Source organism: Streptomyces sp. BK022 (assembly GCF_004217355.1).
Classification (GTDB): Bacteria; Actinomycetota; Actinomycetes; order Streptomycetales; family Streptomycetaceae; genus Streptomyces; species Streptomyces griseoluteus.
Genome location: NZ_SHKU01000005.1, coordinates 121,649 through 135,788, shown reverse-complemented (window position 1 = coordinate 135,788; position 14,140 = coordinate 121,649). Strand labels below are relative to the sequence as shown.

Here is a 14,140-nt window from a genome sequence, read left to right as displayed (position 1 = left end):
GAGAGGGAAGCGGCCCGACGACGGGACGGGAAGCCATGAAGTTCATCAAGAAGTCCCACTCCTGTGTCCGCCTGGAGAAGGACGGCCGGACGCTCGTCATCGACCCCGGCGGCTTCAGCGAGCCGGACGCGGCGGTCGGCGCGGACGTCGTGCTCGTCACCCACGAGCACCCGGACCACTTCGACGAGGGCCAGCTGCGTGCCGCGCTGGAGGCGAACCCGGAAGCCAGGATCTGGACCCTGAAGTCGGTCGCGGACCAGCTCGCGGCCGCCTTCCCCGGCCGGGTGCACACCGTCGGCCACGGCGACACCTTCACCGCCGCCGGCTTCGACGTCCAGGTCCACGGCGAACTGCACGCCGTGATCCACCCGGACATCCCGCGCATCACCAACGTCGGCTATCTGATCGACGACGGCAAGGTCTTCCACCCCGGCGACGCCCTCACCGTCCCCGACCAGGCCGTGGAGACGCTGATGCTGCCGGTGATGGCGCCCTGGAACAAGATCTCCGAGGTGATCGAGTACGTCCGCGAGGTCAAGCCCCGCCGGGCCTACGACATCCACGACGCCCTCCTCACCGACCTCGCCCGCCCGATCTACGACCGCCAGATCGGCGGCCTGGCCGACGCCGAGCACCTGCGCCTCGCACCGGGGGCCTCCGCCGAGTTGTGAGGCCCGACGGGTGCCGCCCGAGCTGTGAGGCCGGTTGTCACACCCGGCGGGTAGGTTGTGGGACATGCGCATCGCCACCTGGAACGTGAACTCGATCACCGCCCGTCTCCCGAGGCTGCTGGCCTGGCTGGAGAGCAGCGGCACCGACGTGCTCTGCCTCCAGGAGGCCAAGGTCGCCGAGGAGCAGTTCCCGGTCGAGGCCCTGCGCGAGGTGGGCTACGAGTCGGCGGTCCACGCCACCGGCCGGTGGAACGGGGTGGCGGTGCTCTCCCGCGTCGGCCTGGAGGACGTCGTCAAGGGCCTGCCCGGCGACCCCGGCTACGAGGGCGCCCAGGAGCCCCGCGCCGTGTCGGCCACCTGCGGCCCGGTCCGCGTCTGGTCGGTCTACGTGCCCAACGGCCGCGAGGTCGGCCACCCGCACTACGCGTACAAGCTCCAGTGGCTGGACGCCCTGAAGACCGCCGTCGCCGGGGACGCGGCGGGCGGCCGCCCCTTCGCCGTCCTCGGCGACTACAACATCGCCCCGGCCGACGACGACGTCTACGACCGTGCCGCCTTCGAGGGCGCCACCCATGTCACCCCCGCCGAGCGCGCCGCGCTGGCCGCACTGCGCGAGACCGGCCTGAGCGACGTGGTGCCCCGCCCGCTGAAGTACGACCACCCCTTCACGTACTGGGACTACCGCCAGCTCTGCTTCCCCAAGAACCGCGGCATGCGCATCGACCTGGTGTACGGCAACGGCCCGTTCGCCGGTGCGGTCAAGGACGCCTATGTCGACCGTGAGGAGCGCAAGGGCAAGGGTGCGTCCGATCACGCGCCGGTGGTGGTCGACCTCGACGTCTGATGCCACGCTGGGGGCCATGAACATCCCGTTCCTGGGCCCCCGGCACGGCAAGAGCGGTGACGCGGCGCTCCCGGCCGACCCCGAGGCCATCGCCGCGCTGCTCTCCGAGTGCGAACTGCTGCGCTCCCAGGCGGACCGGGCGGGTGTACGCCTGGACGACACCCCGGCCTCCCTGGAGGCCCTGGACCAGCTCGTCCCGCGCTGGCGTGACGACCCCGAGACGCTGCTCTGGCTCGGCAACGACGCCGGGCTCTACCTGGGCACCGTCGTCGTGCGCACCGTACCCGGCGCGGTCTGGCGCATCAGAAGGGACGGGGAGCCCGTTCTGCGGCTCTCCTCCGGCCGGGAGTTCGAGGTCACCGAGCCCGGCCGCCAGTGGGCCACCAGCGGCCTTCCCGAGCTGTCCCAGCTCTACGCGGAGATCGCCGAACCCTGACCCCCGGTGCCCCCCGCGCCACAACTGGGGCTTAAATACGGCTAATGCCCCCAAGTGCGTGTCGTCCATACGGTCCGGCACGGTCTGGATAGTTTCGGCCACTACGACTCGGCGAGAGTGAGTAGGGCTGCGGATGGCCGTCGATCCGTTGATCGAACTGCGTGACGTCAACAAACACTTCGGGGAGCTGCATGTCCTGCAGGACATCGACCTGACCGTCGGCAAGGGGGAGGTGGTCGTGGTCATCGGCCCCTCCGGGTCGGGGAAGTCGACGCTGTGCCGGGCCATCAACCGGCTGGAGACCATCGAGTCCGGCACCATCACGCTCGACGGGCAGCCGCTTCCCGAGGAGGGCCGGGCGCTGGCCAGGCTCCGGGCCGAAGTGGGCATGGTCTTCCAGTCGTTCAACCTCTTCGCCCACAAGACGGTCCTGGAGAACGTCTCCCTCGCGCAGACCAAGGTGCGCGGCCGCAAGAAGGCCGACGCCGACCGCCGCTCCCGTGAACTCCTGGACCGGGTCGGGCTGTCCGCCCACGCCGACAAGTACCCCGCCCAGCTCTCCGGCGGCCAGCAGCAGCGCGTGGCCATCGCCCGCGCCCTCGCCATGGACCCCAAGGCGCTGCTCTTCGACGAGCCCACCTCCGCGCTCGACCCCGAGATGATCAACGAGGTGCTGGAGGTCATGCAGCAGCTCGCCCGCGAGGGCATGACCATGATCGTCGTCACCCACGAGATGGGCTTCGCCCGCTCCGCCGCCAACCGCGTCGTCTTCATGGCCGACGGCCGCATCGTGGAGGACCGCAGCCCCGAGGAGTTCTTCACCGCCCCGAACAGCGAGCGGGCCAAGGACTTCCTCTCCAAGATCCTCAAGCACTGACCGGGGGAGTGCGACCCATGTCCCGCCACACCCGCGCGCCCCGCGCCATCGCTCTGCTCCTCGCCCCGCTCGCCCTGCTGGCCGCCTGCGGCAAGGACGGCAGCCCGCCCGTCAAGGGCCCCGCCGCCGAGCAGCTCCCGCACTACGCGGTGGACCGGAACTTCAGCCTGCCCGACTCCCCGACCTGGACCCGCGCCAAGAAGCGGGGCCACTTCGTCGTCGGCGCCAAGGAGGACCAGCCCTACCTCGGCGAGAAGGACCCGGCGACCGGCCGGTACTCCGGGTTCGACATCGAGATCGCCAAGATGCTCTCCGCCTCCCTCGGCTTCCCCGGCGACAGCGTCCGCTTCCGCACCATCGCCTCCGCCAACCGCGAGACGGCCCTGCAGAACGGCCAGATCGACTACTACGTCGGCACCTACACCATCAACGCCAACCGCAAGAAGCTGGTGGGCTTCGCCGGCCCGTACTACATGGCCGGCCAGTCCCTGCTGGTCCGCAAGGACACCGACGACATCCACGGGCCCGAGGACCTCGCCGGCAAACGCGTCTGCTCGGCGGCCGGCTCGACCCCGTACCAGCGCATCAAGGACGACTACCCGAAGGCCGTCCTGGTCGCCTACGACACCTACTCGGTCTGCGTCGACAACCTGCTCACCTACCAGGTCGACGCGGTCACCACCGACGACGCCATCCTGATCGGCTACGCGGCCAAGGCCCCCGACGAACTCAAGGTCGTCGGCAAGCCGTTCTCCAAGGAGCCCTACGGCATCGGCGTCCCGCGCGACGACAACGCCCTCCGCTTCGCCCTGGACGACGCCCTCGCCGCCCGTGAGAAGAACGGCGACTGGAAGCGGGCGTACGACGCCACGCTCGGCCTGTCCGGCGTGCCCGCGCCGAAGCCGCCGCCCATCGACCGCTACCCGGCGAGCTGACCGAGGACGCCATGAACGTACTGACAGACAACTTCGCCGTCTACGCGGAAGGGTTCCTCGGCACGGTCGAACTGACCGTCTACGCCTCGCTGCTGGCCCTCGCGCTCGGCTTCCTGATGGCGTCCTTCCGGGTCGCGCCGGTGGCCTCGCTGCGGGTCTTCGGCACGGTGTGGGTGACCGTGCTGCGCAACACGCCGCTCACCCTGCTGTTCTTCGCGGTGCTGCTCGGGCTGCCCCGGTTCGGACTCGTGCTGCCCTTCCAAGCGTTCGCGGTCCTCGCCCTGGGCTGCTACACCTCCGCCTTCATCTGCGAGGCGCTGCGCTCCGGCATCAACACCGTGCCCAAGGGCCAGGGAGAGGCGGCCCGCAGCCTCGGCATGACCTTCTCGCAGACGCTCGGCGTGATCGTGCTCCCGCAGGCGTTCCGCTCGGTGATCCCGCCCGTCGGTTCCACCCTGATCGCGCTGGCCAAGAACTCCGCCATCGCCGGGGCCTTCAGCGTCACCGAACTGCTCGGCACCTACAAGACGTTGAGCGAGCTGGGCTACAACATCATCTGGACCTTCGTCTGGATCGCGGTCGGCTACCTGATCATCACGCTCGCCATCAGCGCCCTGTTCAACCTGCTGGAACGCAAGTGGGGAGTGGCCCGATGACGACCCAGACCACCGCTTTGTACGACGTCCCCGGCCCCACCACCCGGCGGCGGCACGCGCTGTACGCGGTGCTGTCCAGCGCCGTGCTGCTGGGCCTGGTGGCCTGGGTGCTCTATCTGCTCTTCTCCACCGGCCAGTTCACGGCCACCAAGTGGATGCCCTTCGAGTACAAGGGCATCCAGGAACTGCTGCTGCGCGGCCTCGGCAACACGCTCAAGGCCTTCGCCATGGCCGCCGTGCTCTCCCTCGCCCTCGGCGGGGTGCTCGCCGCCGGACGCCTCTCCGACCACGCGCCGGTGCGCTGGCTGGCCACGCTCGTCGTGGAGTTCTTCCGCGCGATGCCCGTGCTGGTGATGATCTTCTTCATCTTCGTGGCGCTCAAGGTGCAGCCGCTGCCCGCCCTCGTCGCCGGACTGACCCTCTACAACGGCTCGGTGCTCGCCGAGGTCTTCCGCTCCGGTGTCAACGCGGTCGAACGCGGTCAGCGTGAGGCCGCGTTCGCTCTCGGCATGAGAAAAACCCAGGTCATGTCCTACGTGCTCGTACCGCAGGCGGTGCGCGCCATGTTGCCAGCGATCATCAGCCAGTTGGTGGTCGCGCTGAAGGACACGTCGCTGGGCTTCCTCATCACCTACGAGGAGTTCCTCCACGCCGGGAAGCTCATCGCCTCGAACCTCGACTACGATTTGCCGTTCATCCCCGTGGTGATGGTGATCTCGCCGATCTACATCGGGATGTGCATGCTGCTCTCGTGGTTCGCCGTCTGGGTGTCCCGCCGGGAGCAGCGCAGTCCCAAGACCGAGGCCGTGGCTGTCGCCGCGCCCGGCCCTGGGGCGCCGCTGCCGGGTGGGGAGCCACCCACGGCTCAGAAGCCGTGACGAAGGCAGCGGTCCACACGGGCCATGCTCGTCCGGCGGCGGCCGGAGATCACTGCTCGCGCAGGGGGACCGACACGTACGACGGGTCGCCCTCCGGCGAGGAGAAGGTCAGCCGTGCGCCGGACGGGTTGTGCTCGATGTAGAGCGGATCGACCGTGTCGGCCACCAGGGCCAGCCGGTGCCCGGCCGGGACGTCGTAGGCCGTGGAGAACAGGTCCAGGTCCACCCCGAAGGACTGCCCCGGCGTACGGCCGTGCCAGGTCAGGGGCGCGTGGGTGACCAGCTTGCCGATGCCGAGCGGGCCCACGTCGTACAGGTAGGCCACGAAGGTGCCGCTCTCGGCGGTCGGGGTGAGCGTGGTGTGCAGCCTCGCGGTCCCGCGCACCCGCTGGGGCGCCGCGTACCGCTCCGACTGCCAGACGGCCGCCCAGCGGCGCGGGAGCAGCGGTATGGAGGCCAGCGGGGGCAGCTTGGTGACCTGGTCCGTGAGACCGGAGAGCAGGACGATCCCGCCGTCGGCGCCGGAGTCGACGTTGGTGTGGATGGTGGTGCTGCCCGTCAGCGCGATCTTGCGGTCGGTGGCCGCGACCGACTTCCAGTCCGGGTAGCCCTCGTAGCCGCCCCCGGTGCGGGACTCCAACTGGACCGGCTGCTCGCGGTCGACGCCGTTGTCCACGCCCCGGAGGTAGTGGTCGAACCAGCGGCCGGTGTCCTTCCACACGTCGTTGGGCAGCCCGAACAGGCCGGTCAGCTCCGGGGTCGCGTGGTCGCCGGGGCGCAACTGGAGGCGCTTGGGGCCGGCCAGCTTCTCGTAGAAACCCGCGTACTGGTTGGCCGGGAAGACGGAGTCGCTCCAAGCGTTGGCGAGCATGACGGCGGGCTTGCTCGCGTTGAGCCGGTCCAGGTACGTCACGGCGGAGCGGCGCTCACCCCAGTCGATGAGGTTCTGCTCCTGGGAGAGGTCGGAGGCGTAGAAGCGGTCGAAGATCTGCCGCAGCTCCGGGCCCCGCCGGCCGGTGATCCCGCCCGCGCCGTCCAGCAGGGCGACCGCCTGGACGTGCTGGGTGCGGCCGGAGTAGATCGAGCTGATCAGGTCGGCCCAGCCGCTGAGCGCGGCCACGGCCCTGATCCGCCGGTCGTGGGCGGCGGCGAGCAGGCTGATGCCCGCGCCGTAGGAGACACCCGCCATGCCGATGCGGGCGGAGTCGGCGGGGGTGTTGGCCAGCGCCCAGTCGATCACCTTGGAGGCGTCGGCCAGGTCGGGCGCCCCGGCCACCTCGATCTCACCGCCCGACTGCCAGAAGCCGCGCACGTTGTAGGAGAGCACCACGTAGCCGGAGTCGGCGAGCTTTTGCGCCTGGGCGAGGTACTCGGCCTGCGGGAAGCCCCAGCTGGTGGGCAGCACGAGCAGCGGATGGCTGCCGGAGCCCGCGGGGGTGACGACGTTGGCCTTCAGTACGGTGCCCCCGTCACCGGGAATGTCGACGAACCGTACGGCGGGGGCCGCCTCGGCCGCGGGCGCCAGCCCGACGACCGCGCCGGCGACCAGCGCCGCCGAGACGGTGCCGACGGCGCAGGTGCGCAGGGGGTTACGAGCGAGTGCCATGGTCACTCCTGACGCGTGCCAGTGCCAAAGTGACCCGACAGTAGTGGGTTGTTCTTACCTCAAGTAACCCGTCGGTAAGTTACGTACGGGTAACAATTGCTGAAGGCGGTTGCGCGCTACGGGGCGGGCGTCGCCGGAGCCGGGGTCCCCTCGGTCTCCTCGGTCTCCGGGAACGGGGCCCGCGCCGCCCGGGTGACATCGGCGACCACCTCGACCAGATCGGGGCCGTACGCCTGGGAGTTGACCACCTTCAGCAGCAGCGCGAACGAGTTCGAGCCGTGCTTGCGGGCCAACCGCTCGTGATTGCGGGCCAGATAACGCGTCGCCGCCTGGTTGGTGATCGCCCGCTGCCCGCAGAACAGGAACACCGGCCGCGTCTGCCGGCCCGCCGCGACCTTGGCCAGCAGGACGTACTCGGTCGTGCCGGGCTCCATCCGGTAGGTCTCGGTGCCGATCCGGAACGCGCCCCGGTTCGGGCCCTTCTCCTTCTCGGTGTTCATGCGCACGCCGGGCAGCATCGCCGACATGTGGGCGAGCATCCGACGGTTCGAGGCCGGCCCGCCCACGCAGAACTCCGTGCGCTCACCGAAGCCCTGGTGCGACACGTCCTGCGTCATCAACTGCATGTTCGCGCCGCAGTCCTTGATGAGCGCGGACAGCTCCAGCAGCGCGAACACGTCGAACCGGTGCACCGCCGGCTCCGTCGCCCCAGGGTCCCGGTTGACGACGAACAGCGTCTCCGAGTTGTCCGGCAACCCGAAGAACACCTGCTTGCGCCGCAGCTTCCGCCGCCACAGGTAGGTCCGGGCCAGCCATCCGATCGCGGCACTGATGCCGGTGGCTATGACCCCCAGGACGATGTTGCGCACGTCGTCGTTCATGCGGCGGGATGGTAGCGGGTCCCGGAATACGGAGGGCGGGCGCGGGCCCGCTGCGCGATGCTGGGCGCATGATCGAAATGGATGCCGCGGTACGGATCGTCGAGGAAGAGCTGGAGCGGGAGTTCCAGCGGCAGTCGGCGCTGGGGGTGCGGCCGCCGAACGTGGTCGTCGCGAGTACCGCGCGGCATGAACTGGTATGGGTCGTCAGCTTGGCGACGGCCGAGTACCTGCGGACCCGTGACCCCGCTTTCCTGCTGGTCGGGGGCGGCCCCTATCTGGTCGACCTGGTGGACGGCGGGCTGCACTCGGTCGGTGCCGTCTCCTGGGCGTCCGGGGCGTGGGAGACCGACTACCGGGTGCGTATCCGGGGTGAGGCCGTGCGGACCGCCGTGGACGACCTGCACGACGAGGTGCGGGCGGCCGTCGCGGAACGGGGCCGGCTTCCCGCCGTGCGGTTGCTGCGGGAGCGGGTGCCCGCGCTGGTGCTCGGCCAGGCCCTCGCGTACGTGAGCGGGTTGGGCGGGGACGGGCCTCCTCCCGAGCTGGTGCACGTCGTCACGCGGGAACTGGTGCCGCCGTTCGACCCGGTGATGGCCGTCCGCACCCTCCGGGCCGGCTGAAGCCGGCATGCGGGGGTCCGGGGCGCGAGGCATACTGTCGGGGGCCTTGGGGATCTGGTTACGCTGCGCGGACAGTGTTCTCGGGAGGTTCGGATGGGTCGTCCTGGTACGCGGAAGCTGGCGGTGGTCGTGGTCTCGGCCGCCGTCGCCTCGATGGGCGCCGCCGCCCCGCCCGCAGCGGCGGGCGGCCCCGGCGGGAAGGTGCCCGTGGCGGTCGGCTACGGAGGCGCGGTCTCCAGCGTGGACGCCGACGCCAGCGCGGCCGGCATCGAGGTGCTGCGCAACGGCGGCAACGCGGTGGACGCGGCCGTGGCCACCGCCGCCGCGCTGGGTGTCACCGAGCCGTACTCGGCGGGCGTCGGCGGAGGCGGCTACTTCGTCTACTACGACGCCAAGTCCCGCACCGTGCACACCATCGACGGCCGTGAGACAGCCGCGCTAAGCGCCGGCTCCGACCTGTTCCTGGAGAACGGCAAGCCGCTGGCCTTCGCGGACGCCGTCACCAGCGGCCTGAGCGTCGGCACACCGGGCACGCCGGCCACCTGGCAGACGGCGCTGCGCAGTTGGGGGACCAACAGCCTCGCCAAGGTGCTGCGGCCGGCCGAGCGGATCGCCCGCGACGGCTTCACCGTGGACGACACCTTCCGCTCGCAGACCGCCGCCAACGAGGCCCGGTTCCGCTACTTCCCGGACACTACCCGGCTGTTCCTGCCCGGCGGCAAGCTCCCCGTGGTCGGCTCCACCCTCAAGAACCCCGATCTGGCCAGGACGTACCAGGAGTTGGGCCGCAAGGGTGCCGACGCCATCTACCGGGGCGACCTCGGCCGGGACATCGTCGCCACCGTCAACAAGCCCCCGGTCGACCCCTCTTCCGGCTGGAACGCCCGCCCCGGCAAGCTGACCGCCAAGGACCTGGCGGGCTACCGCGCCAAACTCCAGCGGCCCACCGACACCTCGTACCGAGGTCTGAAGGTGTACTCCATCGCACCCTCCTCCTCCGGCGGCACCACCGTGGGCGAGGCGCTCAACATCCTGGAGAAGAGCGACCTCGCCAAGGCGAGCGAGACCCAGTACCTGCACCGGTACATCGAGGCGAGCCGGATCGCGTTCGCCGACCGGGGCCGCTGGGTCGGGGACCCCGCCTTCGAGGACGTACCCACCAAGGAACTGCTCTCGCAGCGGTTCGCCGACTCGCGGGCCTGCCTGATCAAAGCCGACGCCGTCCTGACCAGCCCGCTCGCCCCCGGCGACCCCCGTCACCCGGCCGCCTGCGCGACCAAGGGCAAGGCCGCGCCGACCACCTACGAGGGCGAGAACACCACCCACCTCACCGTCTCCGACAAGTGGGGCAACGTCGTCTCCTACACGCTCACCATCGAGCAGACCGGCGGCAGCGGCATCACCGTGCCCGGACGGGGCTTCCTGCTCAACAACGAGCTGACCGACTTCTCCTTCGCCCCCGCGAGCCCCGGCGTCCCCGACCCCAACCTGCCCGGACCCGGCAAGCGCCCGCGCTCCTCGATCTCCCCGACGATCGTCCTGGACCGGCACGACCGGCCCGTGGTGGCGCTCGGTTCGCCCGGCGGCGCCACCATCATCACCACCGTGCTCCAGACCCTCACCGAGTTCCTCGACCGGGGGCTCCCGCTGGTCGACGCCATCGCCGCGCCCCGTGCCAGCCAGCGCAACGCCGCTCAGACGGAACTCGAACCCGCCCTGTACGACAGCGCGTTGCGGGACCGGCTGGAACAGCTCGGGCACAGCTTCAAGCTCAACCCCGAGATCGGCGCCGCGACCGGCGTGCAACGGCTGCCGGACGGCAAGTGGCTGGCCGCCGCCGAGACGACCCGGCGCGGCGGCGGCTCGGCCATGGTGGTGAACCCGACGGGCTGACCCCGAGGGCGCCTGACGCCGCGAGTCCGAAGCCCCAAGGGGCCTCAGGCGCCCTCGCGCTGCGCCTCGGCCGGCTGGGCCTCCTGGCCCTGGACCCGGAAGTCCAGCCGGCCGTCCGCCACATCGACCGTCACCTCGCCGCCCTCGGCCACGGTGCCCCGCAGCAGCAGCCGCGACAACTGGTTGTCCACCTCGCGCTGGATCGTGCGGCGCAGCGGACGGGCCCCGTACTCCGGCTGATGGCCGCGCTCCGCCAGCCAGTCCACGGCCGCGTCGGTGAACTCCACGCTCACGCCCCGCGCGCTGGACAGTTCGCGGGTGCCGTTGAGCAACAGGTCGGTGATCCGGCGCAGTTGCTCGGGCGTGAGCTGGCGGAACACCACGATCTCGTCGATCCGGTTGAGGAACTCCGGCCGGAAGTGCTCCCGCAGCGGCCGCAGGATCTGCTCCCGCCGCGCCTCCTCGTCCGCGTCCGCGCCACCGGGCCCGAACCCGATCCCGGCACCGCGTCGGGTGATGACGTCCGAACCCAGGTTGCTGGTCATCACGATGACCGTGTTGGTGAAGTCCACCGTCCGCCCCTGGGCGTCGGTGAGCCGGCCGTCGTCCAGGACCTGGAGCAGGATGTTGAAGACATCCGGGTGCGCCTTCTCCACCTCGTCAAGGAGCAGCAGCGAGTACGGGTTCCGGCGCACCACCTCGGTGAGCTGGCCCGCCTCCTCGTGGCCGACGTAACCGGGCGGCGCCCCGACCAGCCGGGAGACGGTGTGCCGCTCCTGGTACTCGCTCATGTCGAGCCGCACCATGCGGTCCTCGCTGCCGAACAGCGACTCGGCGAGCGCGCGGGCCAGTTCGGTCTTGCCCACCCCGGTCGGGCCGAGGAACAGGAAGCTGCCGATCGGCCGGTCCGGGCTGGACAGCCCGGCGCGGGAGCGCAGTACGGCGTCCGCGACCACGTTGACCGCCTCGTCCTGACCGACCACCCGCTCGTGCAGGTGCTCCTCCAGGCCGAGCAGGCGCTCCTTCTCCTCCTGGGTCAGCCGGCTCACCGGTACCCCGGTCTGCCGGGACACCACCTCGGCGATGGCCTCCGCCGTCACCTCCAGATTCTGCCCCTCCACGACCTCCCCGTCGTCGGCCGCCTCCGAGATCCGCCGCTGGATGTCGGCGATACGGTCCCGCAACTGGGTCGCCTGCTCGTACTGTTCGTCCGCCACCGCCTGGTCCTTGTCCCGGACCAGTTGCTCGGCCTCGCGCTCCAGGGCGCGCACGTCCGCGCCCTTGGTCCGGGCGCCGAGCCGTACCCGCGCGCCCGCCTGGTCGATGAGGTCGATCGCCTTGTCGGGCAGCCGCCGGTCGGTGAGATAGCGGTCGGACAGCTCCACGGCCGCCGCCAGCGCCTCGTCCGTGTAGCGGACCTGGTGGTGGGCCTCGTAGCGGTCGCGCAGCCCGCGCAGGATCTCCAGCGCGTCCTCGACGGACGGCTCCGGTACCTGGATCGGCTGGAACCGGCGGGCCAGCGCCGCGTCCTTCTCGATCCGCCGGAACTCCTCCAGTGTGGTCGCGCCGACGATGTGCAGCTCGCCGCGGGCCAGGGCGGGCTTGAGGATGTTGCCCGCGTCCATCGCGCCGCCCTCGCCGCCGGTGCCCGCGCCGACGACGGTGTGCAGCTCGTCGATGAACACGACCAGCTTGTCCGAGTTCGCGCGGATCTCCTGCACGATGTTGTTCAGGCGCTCCTCGAAGTCGCCCCGGTAGCGGGTGCCGGCCACCACCGCGGTCAGGTCCAGGGCCACCACCCGGCGCTCCTCCAGGCCCTCGGGCACGTCCCCGTCCGCGATGCGCTGCGCCAGCCCCTCGACCACGGCGGTCTTTCCGACGCCCGCGTCACCGATCAGCACCGGGTTGTTCTTGCCGCGCCGGGACAGCACCTCGATGGTCTGCTCGATCTCCTTCTCCCGGCCGATCACCGGGTCTATGCGGTTCTCACGGGCCAGTTCGGTCAGATCACGCCCGTACTTGTCCAGCGTGGGCGTGGTCGTGGGCCGGGGGCGCTCCTGGCGGCCCTGCGCGGCGTCCGGGGCCTCGGGCGGAGCCGGCTCCGACTTGAACCGGGCCGCGTGCAGGATGTGCCCGGCGGCCGAGTCCGGGTTCATGGCGAGGGCGCTCAACACGTGCTCGGGACCGATGTACCCGGCGCCGCTGGCCCGTGCCATCTCGTGCGCCTCCATCAGCGCCCGTTTCACGGCCGGGGTGAGGGACAGCGCGGTCGGCGGCACCTTGCCCGGCTGGTGCTGCACGGGTCCGGCGCGGCCGTCGATCTCGGTGGCCATCGAGTCCGGGTTGGCTCCGGACCGGCTGAGCAGGCTGCGTGTGGGCTCGCTGGACAGGGCGGCGCGCAGCAGGTGCTGGGTGTCCAGATCCCGGCTGCCGTGCTCCGCCGCGTACTGCGCGGCCCCCTTGACCAACTCGCGTGCGGGCTGGCTCAGCAGGCGGCCGATGTCCACCTGGCGGGGGCCGCCGGGCTGGCCCGGATTCCCGGAGCCGCCGAAGAAACGGGAGAAGAACTCCCCGAAGGGGTCGCCCTCGGGGCCGGTGTAGCCGCTGGTCATCGTTTCCGTCCTTCGCAGACGACGCGTGCGGAGCGGCCGGGTACCCCGGATCGGCCGCTCTTGAAACGATGGCACGCCGGGGAGGGAAGGGCACCCGCAGGCTTCGCCCGCCCCGCGTCACCCCCCGGCGCCCTGCCGCACCGGCTCGCGGGCCGTCAGGACGCGGGGGCCCGCGTCCGTGATGGCCACCGTGTGCTCGGCGTGGGCCGCGCGGGAGCCGTCGTCGGTGCGCAGGGTCCAGCCGTCGGGATCCGGGTGGTAGCCGTCCCGGCCGCCCGCGATCAGCATGGGCTCGATCGCCAGGACCATCCCGTGGCGCAGCGGCATACCCCGGCCGGGGCGGCCCTCGTTCGGTACGCCGGGGTCCTCGTGCATCCTGCGTCCGATGCCGTGGCCGCCGAAGTCGGCGGGAACGCCGTACCCGGCGGCGCGGCACACGGTGCCGATGGCGTGCGCGATGTCGCCGATGCGGTTGCCGACGACGGCGGCCTCGATCCCGGCTGCCAGCGCGCGCTCGGCGGTGTCGATCAGGGTCAGGTCCTCGGGGCGCGGGCGGCCGACCACGAAGCTGATCGCCGAGTCACCGGCCCAGCCGTCCAGCAGGGCGCCGCAGTCCACGGAGAGGAGGTCGCCGTCGCGCAGGCGGTAGCCGGTCGGGATGCCGTGCACGATCGCGTCGTTCACCGAGGCGCAGATCACCGCCGGGAAGGGGGTCGGCGCGAAGGAGGGCCGGTACCCGAGGAAGGGTGATGCCGCGCCCGCCTCACGCAGGACGCCGCGGGCGACCTCGTCCAGTTCTCGCAGGCTCACGCCCACGTCAGCGGCTTTCCGTACCGCCGTCAGGGCGCGCCCGACGACCTGGCCGGCCGCGTGCATGGCCTCGATGGAGGCGTCCGTCTTGAGTTCAACCATGCCAATTACTATACCGGTATTAGAATGGGCGCCATGGTGCGCACCCCCCTGACCCCCGAAGAGCGCGAGCGCGGCGAACAGCTCGGCCGGCTGCTGCGCGAGGCGCGCGGCCCGCGGAGCATGACCGAGGTCGCCGCGGTCGCCGGCGTCTCCGCCGAGACCCTCCGCAAGATCGAGACCGGCCGGGCGCCGACCCCCGCCTTCTTCACCGTCGCGGCGCTGGCGCGGGCGCTCGGACTCTCCATGGACGAGCTGGTCGTCCGCTGCGCCCTGGTCCCGGTCTGAGTCCTTCCGCAAACTGTGCGTAGCAGGCCCGTAA

General features: G+C 71.2%; 14 protein-coding genes. 10 read left to right on the top strand and 4 right to left on the bottom strand.

Going from position 1 to position 14,140, the window contains the following annotated elements; genetic code table 11:
- Nucleotides 1-35 precede the first annotated feature (35 nt).
- The 7 genes from EV284_RS21720 to EV284_RS21690 all read left to right on the top strand — a co-directional run bounded on the left by EV284_RS21720 (nt 36) and on the right by EV284_RS21690 (nt 5,297).
- The gene (locus EV284_RS21720; RefSeq protein ID WP_130336770.1) at nt 36-671 is read left to right on the top strand and encodes an MBL fold metallo-hydrolase; all 636 of its coding nucleotides are present in this window, start codon (nt 36-38) and stop codon (nt 669-671) included.
- 64 nt (nt 672-735) lie between these two features.
- A complete protein-coding gene (locus tag EV284_RS21715) occupies nt 736-1,515 on the top strand; it encodes an exodeoxyribonuclease III (RefSeq protein ID WP_130336768.1) in 780 nt (259 codons plus the stop codon).
- 16 nt (nt 1,516-1,531) lie between these two features.
- Complete coding sequence (locus EV284_RS21710; RefSeq protein ID WP_130336766.1) at nt 1,532-1,951, top strand: DUF6278 family protein; 420 nt, start codon at nt 1,532-1,534, stop codon at nt 1,949-1,951.
- Nucleotides 1,952-2,084: 133 nt separating this feature from the next.
- A complete protein-coding gene (locus EV284_RS21705; protein ID WP_130336764.1) occupies nt 2,085-2,828 on the top strand; it encodes an amino acid ABC transporter ATP-binding protein in 744 nt (247 codons plus the stop codon).
- A gap of 17 nt (nt 2,829-2,845) precedes the next feature.
- Nucleotides 2,846-3,763 carry a glutamate ABC transporter substrate-binding protein gene (locus EV284_RS21700; protein WP_130336762.1) on the top strand — a complete coding sequence of 306 codons (918 nt, stop codon included), beginning with the start codon at nt 2,846-2,848 and terminating at the stop codon, nt 3,761-3,763.
- 11 nt (nt 3,764-3,774) lie between these two features.
- Nucleotides 3,775-4,419, top strand: coding sequence for an amino acid ABC transporter permease (locus EV284_RS21695; RefSeq protein WP_130336760.1), 645 nt, complete (start codon nt 3,775-3,777; stop codon nt 4,417-4,419).
- Entirely contained in the window at nt 4,416-5,297 is an 882-nt protein-coding gene (locus EV284_RS21690; RefSeq protein ID WP_130336758.1) for an amino acid ABC transporter permease, read from the top strand. The genes EV284_RS21695 and EV284_RS21690 overlap by 4 nt, the downstream gene beginning before the upstream one ends.
- A 49-nt stretch (nt 5,298-5,346) precedes the next feature.
- Here EV284_RS21690 and EV284_RS21685 read toward each other — a convergent pair whose 3' ends face one another.
- Together EV284_RS21685 and EV284_RS21680 are read right to left on the bottom strand one after the other, a co-directional pair.
- Nucleotides 5,347-6,903 (bottom strand): CocE/NonD family hydrolase, encoded by a 1,557-nt coding sequence (locus tag EV284_RS21685; RefSeq protein ID WP_130336756.1) that lies wholly within the window; start codon nt 6,901-6,903, stop codon nt 5,347-5,349.
- Between the two features lie 116 nt (nt 6,904-7,019).
- On the bottom strand, nt 7,020-7,784 hold the full coding sequence (locus EV284_RS21680; protein WP_130336754.1) for a hypothetical protein: 765 nt from the start codon (nt 7,782-7,784) through the stop codon (nt 7,020-7,022).
- 68 nt (nt 7,785-7,852) lie between these two features.
- Between EV284_RS21680 and EV284_RS21675 the strand changes: the two genes are divergently transcribed.
- Both EV284_RS21675 and ggt read left to right on the top strand, forming a co-directional pair.
- Nucleotides 7,853-8,404, top strand: a complete 552-nt coding sequence (locus EV284_RS21675) for a YrhB domain-containing protein (protein WP_130336752.1) — start codon at nt 7,853-7,855, stop codon at nt 8,402-8,404.
- A 93-nt stretch (nt 8,405-8,497) separates the two neighbouring features.
- Nucleotides 8,498-10,297 carry a gamma-glutamyltransferase gene (ggt, locus tag EV284_RS21670; RefSeq protein WP_130336750.1) on the top strand — a complete coding sequence of 600 codons (1,800 nt, stop codon included), beginning with the start codon at nt 8,498-8,500 and terminating at the stop codon, nt 10,295-10,297.
- 44 nt (nt 10,298-10,341) lie between these two features.
- Here the strand turns inward: ggt and EV284_RS21665 are convergent, their stop codons facing one another.
- Complete coding sequence (locus EV284_RS21665; protein ID WP_130336748.1) at nt 10,342-12,909, bottom strand: ATP-dependent Clp protease ATP-binding subunit; 2,568 nt, start codon at nt 12,907-12,909, stop codon at nt 10,342-10,344.
- Between the two features lie 117 nt (nt 12,910-13,026).
- Nucleotides 13,027-13,821 carry a type I methionyl aminopeptidase gene (gene map, locus EV284_RS21660; protein WP_130336746.1) on the bottom strand — a complete coding sequence of 265 codons (795 nt, stop codon included), beginning with the start codon at nt 13,819-13,821 and terminating at the stop codon, nt 13,027-13,029.
- Nucleotides 13,822-13,854: 33 nt separating this feature from the next.
- Between map and EV284_RS21655 the strand changes: the two genes are divergently transcribed.
- On the top strand, nt 13,855-14,106 hold the full coding sequence (locus tag EV284_RS21655) for a helix-turn-helix transcriptional regulator (RefSeq protein ID WP_130336744.1): 252 nt from the start codon (nt 13,855-13,857) through the stop codon (nt 14,104-14,106).
- The last annotated feature ends 34 nt before the right edge of the window (nt 14,107-14,140 follow it).